This is a genomic window from Streptomyces spectabilis (assembly GCF_008704795.1).
Taxonomy (GTDB): domain Bacteria; phylum Actinomycetota; class Actinomycetes; order Streptomycetales; family Streptomycetaceae; genus Streptomyces; species Streptomyces spectabilis.
Genome location: NZ_CP023690.1, coordinates 9,045,766 through 9,059,004, shown reverse-complemented (window position 1 = coordinate 9,059,004; position 13,239 = coordinate 9,045,766). Strand labels below are relative to the sequence as shown.

The 13,239-nt window shown below is 74.5% G+C and carries 13 protein-coding genes; 5 read left to right on the top strand and 8 right to left on the bottom strand.

The window, feature by feature from the left end; all coding sequences use genetic code 11:
* Positions 1-15: 15 nt before the first annotated feature.
* A complete protein-coding gene (locus CP982_RS38490) occupies positions 16-1,326 on the top strand; it encodes a molybdopterin-dependent oxidoreductase (RefSeq protein ID WP_150514726.1) in 1,311 nt (436 codons plus the stop codon).
* A 364-nt stretch (positions 1,327-1,690) separates the two neighbouring features.
* Here the strand turns inward: CP982_RS38490 and CP982_RS43155 are convergent, their stop codons facing one another.
* Genes CP982_RS43155 through CP982_RS38470 form a run of 3 tightly spaced genes read right to left on the bottom strand, consistent with a single transcriptional unit; the run spans position 1,691 to position 3,863 of the window.
* A complete protein-coding gene (locus tag CP982_RS43155) occupies positions 1,691-2,455 on the bottom strand; it encodes a class I SAM-dependent methyltransferase (RefSeq protein WP_150514725.1) in 765 nt (254 codons plus the stop codon).
* A complete protein-coding gene (locus CP982_RS38475) occupies positions 2,452-3,120 on the bottom strand; it encodes a TIGR04282 family arsenosugar biosynthesis glycosyltransferase (protein WP_150514724.1) in 669 nt (222 codons plus the stop codon). The genes CP982_RS43155 and CP982_RS38475 overlap by 4 nt, the downstream gene beginning before the upstream one ends.
* Positions 3,117-3,863 carry a glycosyltransferase family 2 protein gene (locus tag CP982_RS38470; RefSeq protein ID WP_229879206.1) on the bottom strand — a complete coding sequence of 249 codons (747 nt, stop codon included), beginning with the start codon at positions 3,861-3,863 and terminating at the stop codon, positions 3,117-3,119. Before CP982_RS38470 ends, CP982_RS38475 begins: the two co-directional genes overlap by 4 nt.
* A gap of 123 nt (positions 3,864-3,986) precedes the next feature.
* Between CP982_RS38470 and CP982_RS38465 the strand changes: the two genes are divergently transcribed.
* Positions 3,987-4,799 carry a response regulator transcription factor gene (locus CP982_RS38465; RefSeq protein WP_150514723.1) on the top strand — a complete coding sequence of 271 codons (813 nt, stop codon included), beginning with the start codon at positions 3,987-3,989 and terminating at the stop codon, positions 4,797-4,799.
* A complete protein-coding gene (locus CP982_RS38460; protein ID WP_150514722.1) occupies positions 4,796-5,911 on the top strand; it encodes a sensor histidine kinase in 1,116 nt (371 codons plus the stop codon). The genes CP982_RS38465 and CP982_RS38460 overlap by 4 nt, the downstream gene beginning before the upstream one ends.
* A 27-nt stretch (positions 5,912-5,938) precedes the next feature.
* Here the strand turns inward: CP982_RS38460 and CP982_RS38455 are convergent, their stop codons facing one another.
* Complete coding sequence (locus tag CP982_RS38455) at positions 5,939-6,988, bottom strand: NAD-dependent epimerase/dehydratase family protein (RefSeq protein WP_150514721.1); 1,050 nt, start codon at positions 6,986-6,988, stop codon at positions 5,939-5,941.
* 275 nt (positions 6,989-7,263) lie between these two features.
* On the opposite strand from CP982_RS38455, the gene CP982_RS38450 reads away from it, so the two are divergent.
* Positions 7,264-7,848 (top strand): YbhB/YbcL family Raf kinase inhibitor-like protein, encoded by a 585-nt coding sequence (locus tag CP982_RS38450; RefSeq protein WP_229879204.1) that lies wholly within the window; start codon positions 7,264-7,266, stop codon positions 7,846-7,848.
* Here the strand turns inward: CP982_RS38450 and CP982_RS38445 are convergent.
* The 4 genes from CP982_RS38445 to CP982_RS38430 form a co-directional block, all read right to left on the bottom strand.
* A complete protein-coding gene (locus CP982_RS38445; protein ID WP_150514720.1) occupies positions 7,832-9,958 on the bottom strand; it encodes an MMPL family transporter in 2,127 nt (708 codons plus the stop codon). The genes CP982_RS38450 and CP982_RS38445 overlap by 17 nt on opposite strands.
* Positions 9,955-11,181, bottom strand: coding sequence for a beta-ketoacyl-[acyl-carrier-protein] synthase family protein (locus CP982_RS38440; protein ID WP_184924846.1), 1,227 nt, complete (start codon positions 11,179-11,181; stop codon positions 9,955-9,957). The genes CP982_RS38445 and CP982_RS38440 overlap by 4 nt, the downstream gene beginning before the upstream one ends.
* Positions 11,178-11,444, bottom strand: coding sequence for an acyl carrier protein (locus tag CP982_RS41995; protein ID WP_170316587.1), 267 nt, complete (start codon positions 11,442-11,444; stop codon positions 11,178-11,180). Before CP982_RS41995 ends, CP982_RS38440 begins: the two co-directional genes overlap by 4 nt.
* A gap of 571 nt (positions 11,445-12,015) precedes the next feature.
* Positions 12,016-12,522: an HD domain-containing protein gene (locus CP982_RS38430; protein WP_150514718.1), complete on the bottom strand. Its 507-nt coding sequence runs from the start codon at positions 12,520-12,522 to the stop codon at positions 12,016-12,018.
* A 76-nt stretch (positions 12,523-12,598) separates the two neighbouring features.
* On the opposite strand from CP982_RS38430, the gene CP982_RS38425 reads away from it, so the two are divergent.
* Entirely contained in the window at positions 12,599-13,162 is a 564-nt protein-coding gene (locus CP982_RS38425; protein WP_150514717.1) for a DinB family protein, read from the top strand.
* Positions 13,163-13,239: the final 77 nt, after the last annotated feature.

Sequence of the window (13,239 nt, the reverse complement as noted above, 5' to 3'; positions counted from 1 at the left end):
CAGCGAGGACATGCCATGGGCAAGCCACAGGGGCCGCCGGCCGCCGACACCGCACGCTCCGCGGCGGCTCGCGGACCGACCGGCCTGTGGCGCAGCCCGCTGCGCGGTCCCTGGTTCACCTCCGTGCTCGGCGTGGTGCTCCTGGCCGGTATGACGCTGCTCTTCGTGACCGGCCTGCTGTCGTACGCCGCGTACAACCCCGGCCTGTCGCCCGTCAACGACAAGACGCCCGACAAGGGGATCCTCGGCTTCTACCTCTTCCCCTGGCCGACCCGTCCGCGCTGGCTGTACCGCCTCACCCAGGGCCTGCACGTCACCGTCGGCGTCACGCTCGTACCGGTGCTGCTCGCCAAGCTGTGGTCGGTGCTCCCGAAGTTCTTCGAGCTGCCGCCCGTGCGGTCCGTGGGGCACGCCCTGGAACGCCTCTCCCTGCTGCTGCTCGTGGGCGGCGCGCTGTTCGAGTTCGCGACGGGCATCCTGAACGTGCAGTTGGAGTACGTCTTTCCCGGCTCCTTCTACCCCCTGCACTTCTACGGCGCGTGGGTGTTCTTCGCCGGATTCGCCGCCCACGTGGCGCTGAAACTACCGCGCACCGTACGGGTGTTGCGGGAGCGCGGCTTCCGGGCGCAGCTGCGGACGCGCGCGCCGGAAGGCGACGGCGGCTCGGGGCTCGTCGCCGCCCGGCCCGCCGAGCCGACCGTGTCCCGGCGCGGCGCGCTCGGCCTGGTCGGCGGCGGCTCGCTGCTGCTGTTCGCGACGACCGCCGGGCAGAGCTTCGACGGCTGGCCGCGCGCCACGGCCCTGTTCGCGCCGCACGGCGGCCGGGACCCGGGCACCGGGCTCGGCGCGTTCCAGGTCAACAAGACGGCCGCGGCCGTGGGCCTGGGGCGCCGTGACCTCGTCGACGGCTGGCGGCTCGACCTGGTGGGCCGGGGCCGCACCGTGCGCCTGACCCGCGCCGACCTGCTCGCCCTGCCGCAGCACCGCGCGGACCTGCCCCTCGCGTGCGTGGAGGGCTGGTCGACGTCCGACCAGGCCTGGCAGGGCGTGCGCCTGCGCGACCTGGCCGCGCTCGTCGGGTACGACGGGGAGAGGGCCGACCCGCCCGGCGTCCTCGTGGAGTCCTTGCAGACGCGCGGCGCCTTCCGCCGCGCCGCGCTGCGCGACAACCAGGTCCGCGACCCGCGCTCGCTGCTCGCCCTGCGCGTCAACGGCGCCGACCTGAGCCCGGACCACGGCTACCCGGCACGCGTCATCGTGCCCGCCGCGCCGGGCGTGCTGAACACCAAGTGGGTGGCGCGGATGACGTTCGGGGAGCTGGTGTGAGGCGCACGGAGAGGCCGACGGCAGGACGACCGGGCGCGGGGAGCCGGTGGGCCGCGGCGGCGCGCCGCCGGTACGGGGCGGGCCCCTGCCACCTCGTGCTGCTGCTCGCCTCGTTCGCGCTCGCCGGGTACGCGGGGGTGCGGCTGCTGCGCGACGACTGGGCGGCGGTCCCGGTGTGGTTCGTCGGGGCGGCGCTGCTGCACGACCTCGCGCTCGTGCCTCTGTACGCGGCCGCCGACCGGGCCGTGACGGCCGCGCTCGGCGGGCGGCGCCGGAACCTGACCGCGTTCGTACGGGTTCCGGCGGCCCTGTCGCTGCTGCTCCTGCTGGTGTGGTTCCCGCTGATCACCCGTCAGGTGCCGCGCTACGAACGCGTCACGGGGCTGTCCGCCGACGTGTTCCTGGCCCGCTGGCTGCTGGTCACGGCGGGCCTCTTCGCGGGCTCGGCGCTGTGGCTCGCGCTGCGGGCCGCGCGCCGCCGCAGGGCCACGAAGCAGCGGCCGTCGGCCGTCCACTGATCGGCCGGGCGCAGCCCCGCCCGGCGGGCGTACCCGAGGAGCGCGGCCGCGCCCAGCCGGGCCCACGGGAACGTGGCGCCGGGCCGGGCGCGCCCCGTGCCGTCGTCGACCCGCACGCGCACCCGCTCGTCCATCTCGACGGGCGCCGCCTCGGCGATCAACAGGCCGCCGGGGGCGAGGAGTTCGGCCACGCGGACGAGGAGCGCGGCCGGGTCGCCGCCGATGCCGACGTTGCCGTCCATGAGCAGCGCGGTGCCCCAGCGGCCCTCGCCCGGCAGCGGGTCGAAGACGGACCGGCGCAGGGCGGAGCCGCCGATGCGCAGCGTGTGCCGGACGGCCGCCTCGCTGACGTCGATGCCGAGTGCGCGGTGGCCCCCGGAGGCGAGCGCGGCGACCAGTCGGCCGGGGCCGCAGCCGATGTCGAGGACGGCGCCCGCGCAGCGGCGCAGCGCCGACCGGTCGGCCGGGTCGGGCGCCGCGCACCAGCGCTCCACGTCGAGCGGGAGCAGCCAGCCGTCGGCGCGGCGCAGGAACAGCGGGCCGCGCCCGGCGCGCAGCGCCTCCTCGTACAGATCGGCGCCCCACGGCGTCGGAGGGACGACGGTGCTCATCGGCGGACCCTCCGGCCGATCCTGGCGAGGCGGTCGATCCTGGTCAGTTCGGCGGCGAACCGGGTGCCGGGGGCGCGGGCCGCGACGCGGGCGGCGTCGGCCGCCGTGTCGACGTCCCGCAGCACCGCGAGGTCGCGCACGCGCAGACCCGCCCCGGTGAGCCGGGCGCGCTGCGCGGCGCCGGTCGTCGGCGTGGACATGGGGACCCCGCGCAGCAGGTCCGGGTCCGGCTCGGCGAGCCCGAGGGCCCAGAACCCGCCGTCGGCCGCGGGCCCGAACCAGGCGTCGGCGTCCCGCCGGGCGTCGGCCGCGAGCGCGGGCGCGAGCAGCGCGGGCGTCACCTGCGGGGTGTCCATGCCGACGAGCACGGTCGGCCCCGCGCAGCCCGCGAACGCGGCGGCGAGCCGTGCGTCGAGCCCGCCCGCGCCCTGCGGCACCACCTCGATGCCGGGCGGCAGCCAGGGCCCCGGCTCCCCGGCGAGGACGAGCACTCTGCGCCGCGCGGGCGCCGCGAGCACGGCGTCCAGGGTGTCGGCGAGCGCGGCCTCGGCGAGCCGGGCGGCTTCCTGCGGGGTGTAGGGCGGGGTGAGCCGGGTCTTCACGGCGCCCGGGAGCGGAGCCTTGGCGATGACCAGGAGGGTGGCGGGCCCGGTGCGTGCGGTCATCGCGCGGCCTCCTTCCGCGGGCCGCGCGGGCCCGTGGCGAGGGGCGGCTCGGCGAGGACGCGGCGCATGTCCCGCACCGCCTGCCAGGTGCCCCGCCAGGTGCCGGTGACCTTGGACGCGCCGACGCGCGGCAGATACGGCACGTCGCGCTCCTCGATCCGCCAGTCGGCGTCGGCGGCCCGCACCACCATCTGCAAGGGGTAGCCGCTGCGCCGGTCGGTGAGCGCGAGGGACAGCAGGTCCGCGCGGCGTGCCGCCCGCAGTGGGCCCAGGTCGCGCAGGGTGAGACCGGTGCGGCGGCGCAGCATCAGCGACAGCGCGAGGTTGCCCGCGCGGGCGTGCGGCGGCCAGGCCCCGCGCCTCCGGGGCCGCCTGCGGCCGAGGACGAGGTCGGCGCGGTCGGCGGCGACCTCGCGTACGAACGGCACGAGCAGCCCCGGGTCCAGGGAGGCGTCGCAGTCGCAGAAGCACACGACGTCCGCGTCGGCGGCGGCGAGCCCGGCGTGGCAGGCGGCGCCGAAGCCGCGCCGCGGTTCGTGCACGACGGTCGCGCCGAGCGCGCGGGCGATGTCGGCCGAGCCGTCGGTGGAGCCGTTGTCCACGACGATCGCGCGCCAGCCCGCCGGGATGCGGGCGAGCACCCAGGGCAGCGCCGCGGCCTCGTCGAGGCAGGGCAGCACGACGTCGGCGGGCGGAACGGGGCGCTCCACCGGGACCGGGGAGGCGGGGGAAGGGTGAGTCACGGCCCTCACCCTACGAAGCAGAAACGGGCAAAACGGGCTTCGGGTCCTTACGAAACGCGGACGTCGGGGCCGTGGGGCTCCGCGCGGTCCGCGCGCGTGAGCGCGTGGTGCGAGGCTGGTGACATGCGGAATCCACCCTCAGGCACCGGTGCGCGCGTCCTCGTCGTGGACGACGACCTCACCGTCGCCGAAGTCGTCACCGGCTACTTGGAGCGCGCCGGGTACGCGGTCGACCGGGCGGTCGACGGCCCCGGCGCCCTCGACCGCGCCGCGGCGCGCGAGCCCGACCTCGTCGTCCTCGACCTGATGCTGCCCGGCATGGACGGCCTGGAGGTCTGCCGCAGGCTGCGGGCCCGCGGCCCCGTACCGGTGATCATGCTGACCGCGCGGGGCGACGAGGACGACCGCATCCTGGGCCTGGAGATAGGGGCGGATGACTACGTGACCAAGCCGTTCAGCCCGCGCGAGCTCGTCCTGCGGGTCGAGTCGGTGCTCCGCCGCAGCCGCGCGGCCGCACCGGCGCCGCGGCCCGGCGCGCGGCTGCGTGCCGGAGCCCTCGCCCTGGACCCGGCGGCGCGCCGCGCCACCAAGCGCGGCGCCGACCTCGCCCTGACCGTCCGCGAGTTCGACCTCCTCGCCCACTTCCTGCGACACCCGGGCCGCGCCTTCGGCCGCGAGGAGCTGATGCGCGAGGTGTGGGGCTGGGACTTCGGCGACCTGTCCACGGTCACGGTCCACGTCCGCAGGCTGCGCGGCAAAGTGGAGGACGACCCCGGGGCACCGCGGCTGATCCAGACGGTGTGGGGGGTCGGGTACCGCCTGGAGGCCGGCGAGGCGGAAGTGCCGGGTGTGCCGGGTGAGGTGGAGGAGCCGGGGGCGGAAGCCCCGGCGGTGGCCGCGGATCCCGCGGGCCGCGAAGGCGGCCCGCGCCCGTGACCGACATCCTGCTCATCGCCCTGTACGCCTTCCTCGGCGCGGCGGCCGCCGGACTGCTCGGCGCCGGTGCGCTGCGGCTGCTGCGCCACCGTTCGCTCGTCGTGTCCCTGACCGTCATCGTCGCGGTGGCCGTCACGGCCATGCTCGCGGGGACGCTCGCCGTCGCGTGGCAGATGTTCCTGTCCCGGCACGACCTGACCGTCGTCACCATCGTCGTGGCCATGGCCTCCGTCGTGTCCTTCGCCGCGGCGCTCCTGCTCGGCCGGTGGGTCGTCGCCCGCAGCAGGGACCTGGCGCGGGCGGCCCGCTCGTTCGGTACCGGCGGCAGCTTCGCCGCCCCCGAGGCGCCCGCGACGGCCGAACTCTCCGCGCTCAGCCAGGAGTTGGAGCACACCAGCGCGCGCCTCGCCGAGTCCCGCGAGCGGGAGCGGGCCCTGGAGAACTCGCGCCGCGAACTCGTCGCCTGGATCTCGCACGACCTGCGCACCCCGCTCGCGGGCCTGCGCGCCATGGCCGAGGCCCTGGAGGACGGCGTGGCCGCCGAGCCCGACCGCTATCTGCGCCAGATCCGCACCGAGGTCGAGCGCCTCGACGGCATGGTGGGCGACCTGTTCGAGCTCTCCCGCATCCACGCCGGGGCCCTCGCGCTCACCCGCGCGCGGATCTCCGTCTACGACCTGGTGGGCGACGCCCTGGCCGGGGCCGATCCGCTCGCGCGCGAGCACGGCGTACGGCTCGTGGGGCAGCGCATCGACGCCGTACCGGTGGAGGTCGACAGCAAGGAGATGAGCCGGGTCCTCGGCAATCTCCTGATCAACGCGATCCGCCGGACGCCCGCGGACGGCACGGTCGCCGTCGCGGCCGAGCGGTCGGCCGACGGGGTCGTCCTGTCGGTGACGGACGAATGCGGCGGCATCCCCGAGGAGGACCTGGCGCGGGTCTTCGACATGGGCTGGCGGGGGACGCACGCGCGGACCCCGCCCGCGGGCGCCGGGCTCGGCCTCGCCATCGTGCGCGGCATCGTCGAGGCCCACCGGGGCCGCGCGGCCGTGCGCAATGTCTCCGGCGGCTGCCGTTTCGAGGTGGTCCTGCCACCGGCCGGGGCCGTGTAGCCCCGGCCGGCGCGCAGGGCCGCCCGGCTACCGCAGCGGCGCCCCGGCGAACTCCCGCATCCCCTCCGCGAACCCCGTCCTCGGCTCCCACCCGAGCTCCCGGCGCAGCCGGGCCGAGTCCGCCGTGATGTGCCGTACGTCGCCGAGCCGGTAGGCGCCCGTGGTCACCGGGGCGGGCCCGCCGTGGGCCAGGGCCAGCGCCCGGGCCATCTCGCCGACCGTGTGCGGCTCCCCGCTGCCGGTGTTGTACGCGGTGAGCGACCCGGCCGCGCGGGACCCCGCCGCCTCGGCGGCCGTCGCCGCCGCCGACGCCACGTCCCGTACGTGGACGAAGTCCCGCAACTGCCCGCCGTCCTCGAAGACCTGCGGCGCCTCACCCCGGGCGAGGGCGGACCGGAACAGGGACGCCACCCCGGCATAGGGCGTGTCGCGGGGCATGCCGGGCCCGTACACGTTGTGGTAGCGCAGCGACACCGCGCGGCCGCCGGTGCTCCGGGCCCACGCGGCGCACAGGTGCTCCTGCTGGAGCTTCGTCGCCGCGTACACGTTGCGCGGGTCGGCGGGCGCGTCCTCCGGGACCAGGCCCGGCGCCAAGTCGTCGCCGCACAGCGGGCAGAGGGGCTCGAAGCGGCCCGCCGCCAGGTCGACGTCGGCGCGCGGCCCCGGCCGCACCGGACCGTGACGGGCGCACGTGTACCGCCCCTCTCCGTAGATCACCATCGACCCGGCGAGGACCAGACACCGCACCCCGGCCGCGGCCATCGCGGCGAGCAGCACCGCTGTGCCCAGGTCGTTGCAGCCGACGTACGCGGGCGCGTCCACGAAGTCCTTGCCGAGACCCACCATCGCCGCCTGGTGGCAGACGGCGTCGACGCCGCGCAGCGCCTCCGTGACGGCCTGCCCGTCCCGTACGTCCGCGAGGACGAGCCGCTCCCCGGGGCGGGCCGCGCGCGCCGGACCCGTGTGCGCCGATGCCAGGAGCGCGTCGTAGGAGACGACGTCGTGGCCGCGCTCAAGGAGCGCGTCGACGAGGTGTGTTCCGATGAACCCGGCGCCGCCGGTGACCAGTACCCGCATGCCGCCCACGCTAGGCGGCGGTGAGGGCCGTCGGCCGGTGGCACCGGCCCGCGTCACCGTTCCGTAAGACCTCGTCCTCGGCACGCTCGTCCCCAGCAGACGCGTCCCCAGCAGGCTCGCGCCCTCCAGGTTCGTGAGAGCGAGAAAAGTACATCGATTGAATCGATAAGTGACATGACGTCAAAACCCGTGGTGCATACGCTGGTTCCACCGCACGCATACCGCTCTCGCGCCACGGACACCTCAGCGACCACAAACATCCTCGGGAGCCTCCAGTGAGAAGTGCAAGGATCGTGCTGTGCGCTCTGCTCATCACCGGGGCCGCCGCCCTCTCGCCGGCCACGGCTTCGTCGGCGCCGTCGGCACCCCGGAGCGCGTTCGCCCTGTCCAGCACCGCGTTCACCGACGGCGGCGTCATCCCCAAGGTCCACGAGTGCACCAGCGGCGGAGGGAGCGACCCCGCCAAGAGGAACGAATCGCCTCCCTTGACCTGGTCGGGTGCTCCGGCCGCCGCCAAGAGCTACGCGATCGTCATGCGCGACCTCGACAACGGCAACCTCATCCACTGGGTCATCTACGACATCCCGCCGAGCACGACCTCACTCCCCCAGAACGTCGACCACACGTACCGGCCGTCGGTCCCGGCGGGAGCCCGGCAGGTCTACTACCGCGGCAGCGCGAGCCTCTACGGCTACCAGGGGCCGTGCTCGCCCTCGACGGTGAACACCTACGAGTTCGTCGTCCACGCCCTCGACCAGCCATCACTGACCAACCTGAACTCCGGCTCGTCGACCCGGACCGCCGCCAGGGAGATCGTCGCGGCGACGATCGGCTCGGCCAGGATCACCGGCGAGTCATAGCGCGGCAACCGTCAGCATGGCTCTCGACCGAGTCCGCGAGAGGGGCACTTCGACGGACTCCCCGTCCCTGTGCCCCGGTCGGGTCGCCTTGCGGCAGCCACGCGGGCGCCCACCAGTTGGCGCGGCCCGCCAGGGTGAGGAAGGCAGGGACCAGGATTCCCCGGACCACGGTGGCGTCAAGGAGCACGGCGACGGCGAGCCCGGTGCCGAGGAGCTTCAGGACCGTCAGTCCGGAGGTGGCGAGCACTCCTGTGACCAGGGCCACCGCGAGGGCCGCCGTGGTGACGAGCCGCCCGGTGCGGGCCACGCCCTCCACCACGGCGTCCCGGTTGTCCAGGCCCCGCAGCCACTGCTCGCGCACGCGGGAGAGCAGGAAGATCTCGTAGTCGATCGCGAGTCCGAAGGCCACGGCCGCCATGAGCAGGGGCAGCGTCAGGTCCAGCGCGCCCGTGACGGCGAACTCGCCGAGCACACCCCGTAGATGGCCGTCCTGGAAGATGTGCACCACCAGGCCGAAGCTCGCCGTCAGGCTCAACGCGCCCACGAGCAGCGCCTTGAAGGGCAGCAGCACGCTGCGGGTCAGCAGGAAGAGCATCGCCCAGGTGGTGACCGCCAGTACTCCGCCGGCCAGGGGCAGCCGCTCGGCCACCGCCGCCTTGGTGTCGACGAGCATCGCCGCGCGGCCCGCCACCCGGGCGCCCTCGGGGGATGCCTCACGGAGGTCGGCCACAAGCCGCTGCGCGGCGGCCGATTGGGGTTCCGCGGTGCCGACGACGGTCAACACCGGGCCGAGCCCGGGCACGTTCGCGGGGCGGACCGAGGCCACGTCGTCCAGGGCGGCCACCCGCCGCCGGTACGCCTCGGCGTCAGCCGCCTTGGGCAGTACCACCGTGAGGGTCCGCTCGGCGGGCGCGGCGAAGCGCCCCCGGATCTCCTCCCCCGTCGCATGGGCCTCGGTGCTCGCCAGCAGCGTCCGCTCGTCGATGAGCCCGAACCGGACGTGCCCGAACGGCATCGCGCACAGCACCAGGGCCACCGCGCAGCCGATCCCGTACAGCGCCGGCCGCCGGGTGACCACCTTCGCGGCCCGCCGCCACAGCGGGCTGTCGGGGCGCCCGGTGCGGCCGATGCGCTCGCCGAGCAGAAGCAGCAGCGGCGGTACGACGGCCAGGGCGGCGGCCGCCGCGAGGAGCGCCACCGCCATGCCCGCGCAGGCCATGGAGCGCAGGAACGGCAGCGGCAGCACGAGCAGCGCCGCCATCGCGAGGGCCACCGTGCAGGCCGAGACCACCACCGTGTGTCCGGTGGTGCGCACCGTGCGCGCCACCGCGTCGGGCACCGCACGGCTGTGGCCCAGCTCCTCGCGGAACCGGGTGATGAGGAAGAGTCCGTAGTCGACGGCGAGGCCGAAGCCGAGCGCCGTCGTAAGGTTCATCGCGAAGACCGACACCGGCATGGCGTACGTCAGCGCCCGCAGCAGCGCCGTCGTGCCCACGACCGCGAGCGCGCCGATCACGACGGGCACAAGGGCGGCGAGCAGCGAGCGCAGCGCCACCGCGAGGAGCAGCAGGGTGAGGGGCGCCGCGATCAACTCGGCGGTGACGAGGTCCCGTGCGCTCGCCTCCGCGGCCTGCACGCTCACCCAGGAGGCGCCGGTCGCGGTGATGTCCAGGGGCCCGCGGTGGCCCGTGAGCTCGGGGACCAGCTCGCGGGCTGTGGCTGTCGCGTCCCGGTCGGCGCCTTCGAGGTCGGCGGTGACCAGGGCGGCCCGCCCGTCCTTGGAGCGCAGCAGCGTGTCGGACGTGATCCAGTACGAGCGGGTCGAGGCCACCCCGTCGGCCGCGGCCAGCTCCCGCGTGAGGCCGAGGCCCGTCCGTCGGGCACCTGCCGCGTCCACCCCCGTGGAGGACCGGGCGAGGAGCACCAGGTCCGGCGGGGCCGCGCCCGCGCGGGCCAGCACCGCGGCCGCCCGGTCCGCCTCCGTGTCCTTCGCGGTGTAGCCCCCGTTGGCGAGCCGCTCGTGCGTGCCCGCGCCCGCGACCGCGCAGAGGGCGGCCACCAGGGCGGCGAGCAGCAGCACAAGACGGGGGCGGGCGGTCACTGGCGTCATGCGGCCCGGAAGAAGAGCACCGCGTTCTGACCGCCGAAGCCGAAGGCGTTGCTGAGGGCGCCCGTCATCCGGTGGGCCCGGGGCGCCTTGGTGACGACGTCGATGGCCAGGCCCTCGTCGAGCTGGTTGAGGTTGGCGGTGGGCGGGACGAGCTGCCGCTCCAGGGAGAGCACCGTCACCGCGGCCTCCACTGCCCCGGCGGCGCCCAGCGTGTGGCCGATGGCACCCTTCACGGAGGTCACCGGGGGTGTGCCCGACCCGAAGAGGGTGCCGAGCATGTTCGCCTCGATGCGGTCGCCCTGTGGGGTCGAGGTGCCGTGGGCGTTGACGTGGTGGACTTCCGCCGGTTCGGAACCGGCGTCGGCGAGGGCCGCTTCGACGGCCCGCCGTGCGCCGTCGCCGTCCGGACGGGGGCTGGTGGCGTGGTAGCCGTCGGCGGAGGCCCCGTATCCGGCGAGGTAGCCGCGGATCCGGGCGCCGCGGGCACGGGCGTGCTCCGGGCGCTCCAGGACGACGACGCCGGCGCCCTCGCTGAGTACGAAGCCGTCCCGGTCCACGTCGAAGGGGCGGGACGCGGCGGCCGGATCGTCACGGCGCTGGGAGAGGGCGCCGAGCCGGTAGAAGGCGGCCGACCCCATCGGTACCCGGGCGCAGTCGGTGCCGCCCGCGATCGCGATGTCGCAGGAACCGGAGCGCAGCAGGTCGCGCGCGATGCCGAGAGCGGTGGCCCCGGAGGCGCACGCCGTCGATGTGGTGAGGCAGGGCCCGGTCGCGCGCAGGTCCATCGAGACCTCGCCTGCGACCATGTTGGGCAGCGAACGCGGCAGTGTGAGCGGCGAGATGGCGTTGACGCGGCCCTCGGCGAGATGGCGGTAGGCGTCCGTCCAGGTGTCACCTCCGGCGGCAGCCACGCCGAGGACGACGGCGACCCGCGGCGCGTCCCACTCCTCAGGGTCCAGTGCCGCGTCCGCCACCGCCTGACGGGCGGCCACCATGGCGAGTTGAGTGAACCGGTCGATGCGCCAGGTGAGCCGCGGGCCGAGCAGGGCGGCAGCGTCGAAGTCCGGCACCCAGCACGAGAAGTCGACGGGGAGACCGGTGAGGACCTCGTCGCGCGCCGCGAGTCCGCTGCCGGCGCAGATCCCCGTCCAGGACTCCTCGACACCCACGCCCGCGGGGGTGACGAGACCGAGCCCTGTGACGGCCATGTCCCGCGCTGTCACCGGACCGACTTCTGCAGGCGGTCAGCCGCTTCCGCCGCGCCGACGGCCGCCGTGAGGTACTCGGCCGCTTCGGCGAGCGTCATGTCCACCCGGTCCTCGGGCAGGCTCACGCCGAAGGTGTCCACGAGCACCATGCCCAGCTCCAGCCGGGCGAGTGAGTCGAACTCCAGCGCCTCGAAGGTGGCATCCGGGCGGATCTGATCCTCCGGCACGCCGAAATGCTCGGTGAGCAGGCGGGCCATTACGTCGTAGACGGGCTCCATCGTCATTCTCCTTCGCGTCGGTGGGGGCAGAGAGTGTGAGGTAGGTCGGGTCGTTGCCGCCGACGCGCACGGTGCCCCCCGCACGCCCGCCGTACGGAACAGTGAGAACAAGCCCGGGAGTGCACTGCCCGGCCACGGCAGTGACCCTGGTGCGCGACGGCCGCCTTCACACCGGGGCGGCCAGTCGGCGAACGCCTGTGAGGAGGCGGCGAGGCTCACAGCGGCGCTATCGGGCACCAGGGATGCCGCGCGGCGCGTGAAAGAGAACCGGATGGGCAGCAAAGCACGTTGATTTCCCATCATTTCATGGCGAAACCAGATTTCCCGCCCAGTTTGACCATGCCGGAAGCGAAAATGGCGCTACCGGCACGCGGATTCCTCCATTGGGAGGACGCACGAAGCACACCGGAAACCACGCACCGGAAACCACGCACCCGACACCCGGGAAATGCGAGGTGCGGCCGGACGGGACAGGACGGTTCGTGGCGGGCCGGGGTTGTCGCGGGCGCGGATCAGCGGACGGCGTTGAACTCGCGTGCCACCTGTGGAAGCGCCGTCACGCCCGCGCTGCTCATGAGTGAGTGTCCAACTCGCCGAGCAGCGACGGGTTGACGAGGCGGACGACGGCCTCGATGTCGTCCCGGTTCGCCGCCGGCCACAGCACGGCGCGCGCGGCGCGGTACTTCGCCGCCAGGCGCTCTCGCTGGTCGGCGGATAGCCGCGCGGCCCGGGCGGGGTGGCTGTTGTGCGCGTTGTCGGCGATCTTCACGAGGGTCGCCTGGGGATCGGCGGTGACGCGGCGGATCATTTCGTCGTATGCCATGCCCGGCTGACGGGTCACCGCCTCGACGATCTCGACGACCCGGGTCGGCACCCCCGCCTTCCGCAGTCGCTCGGCGGTCCAGTCGGTGTCCTCCAGGATGTCGTGCAACAAGCCCGCCATGACGAGTTCGTCGCCGAAGGGGCGGAGCCCGGCGGCCACGGCCCGGACATGCTCGACGTACGGCACGCCGATCTTGTCGGTCTGCCCGGCGTGCGCGCCGTCAGCCAGAATCTCGATCTCACGGACAGAGGTCACGTTCACTCCTTGGGCAGTGCGACGACGGCGTCCGCGAGGGGCACAGCCGGGTTTCCGCTGTATGTAGTGTGCGGAAATGACAAGAAGCGTGCAGCTCGCGGAGCAGTTGGACTGGCACTGGCGCAAGAACCTGCGGCCTCGGCTGGACGGTCTCGCCGATGAGGAGTACTTCTGGGAGCCGGTGCGCGACTGCTGGAGCATCCGCCCACGTGGCACGTCGGCCACATCGATGCCGGAAGGCTCGGGGGAATGGACGATGGACTTCGCGTCCCCCGGCCCGGAGCCCGCGCCGGTGACCACGATTGCCTGGCGGTTGGCGCACGTCATCGTCTCCTGTCTGGGCTATCGGGTCGGATGGCACTTCGGCGGCCAGGACGTCGACTCCCGGACGTTCCCCTACGCGGGGACCGCCGACGAGGCGCTGAGACAGCTCGATGAGATGTACGAGAGATGGAACGCCGGGGTCCGCGAACTCTCGGACGCCGACCTGGAGAATCCGCCCGCGGCGGGTCCCGAGCGGCGTCCCATGGAGGGCATCGTCCTGCACGTCAACAGGGAGCTGATCCACCACGGCGCCGAGATCTCCCTGCTGCGCGACCTCTACCGCCGGCAGGACGGAGCCGTACCGCGCCGAACATGACTCTCCGGCCCGCGCAACGGTGATCAACATATACTTCTGCGGCTCGGCAGCCTCCGGACTGCCGGGCCGCAGAAGGA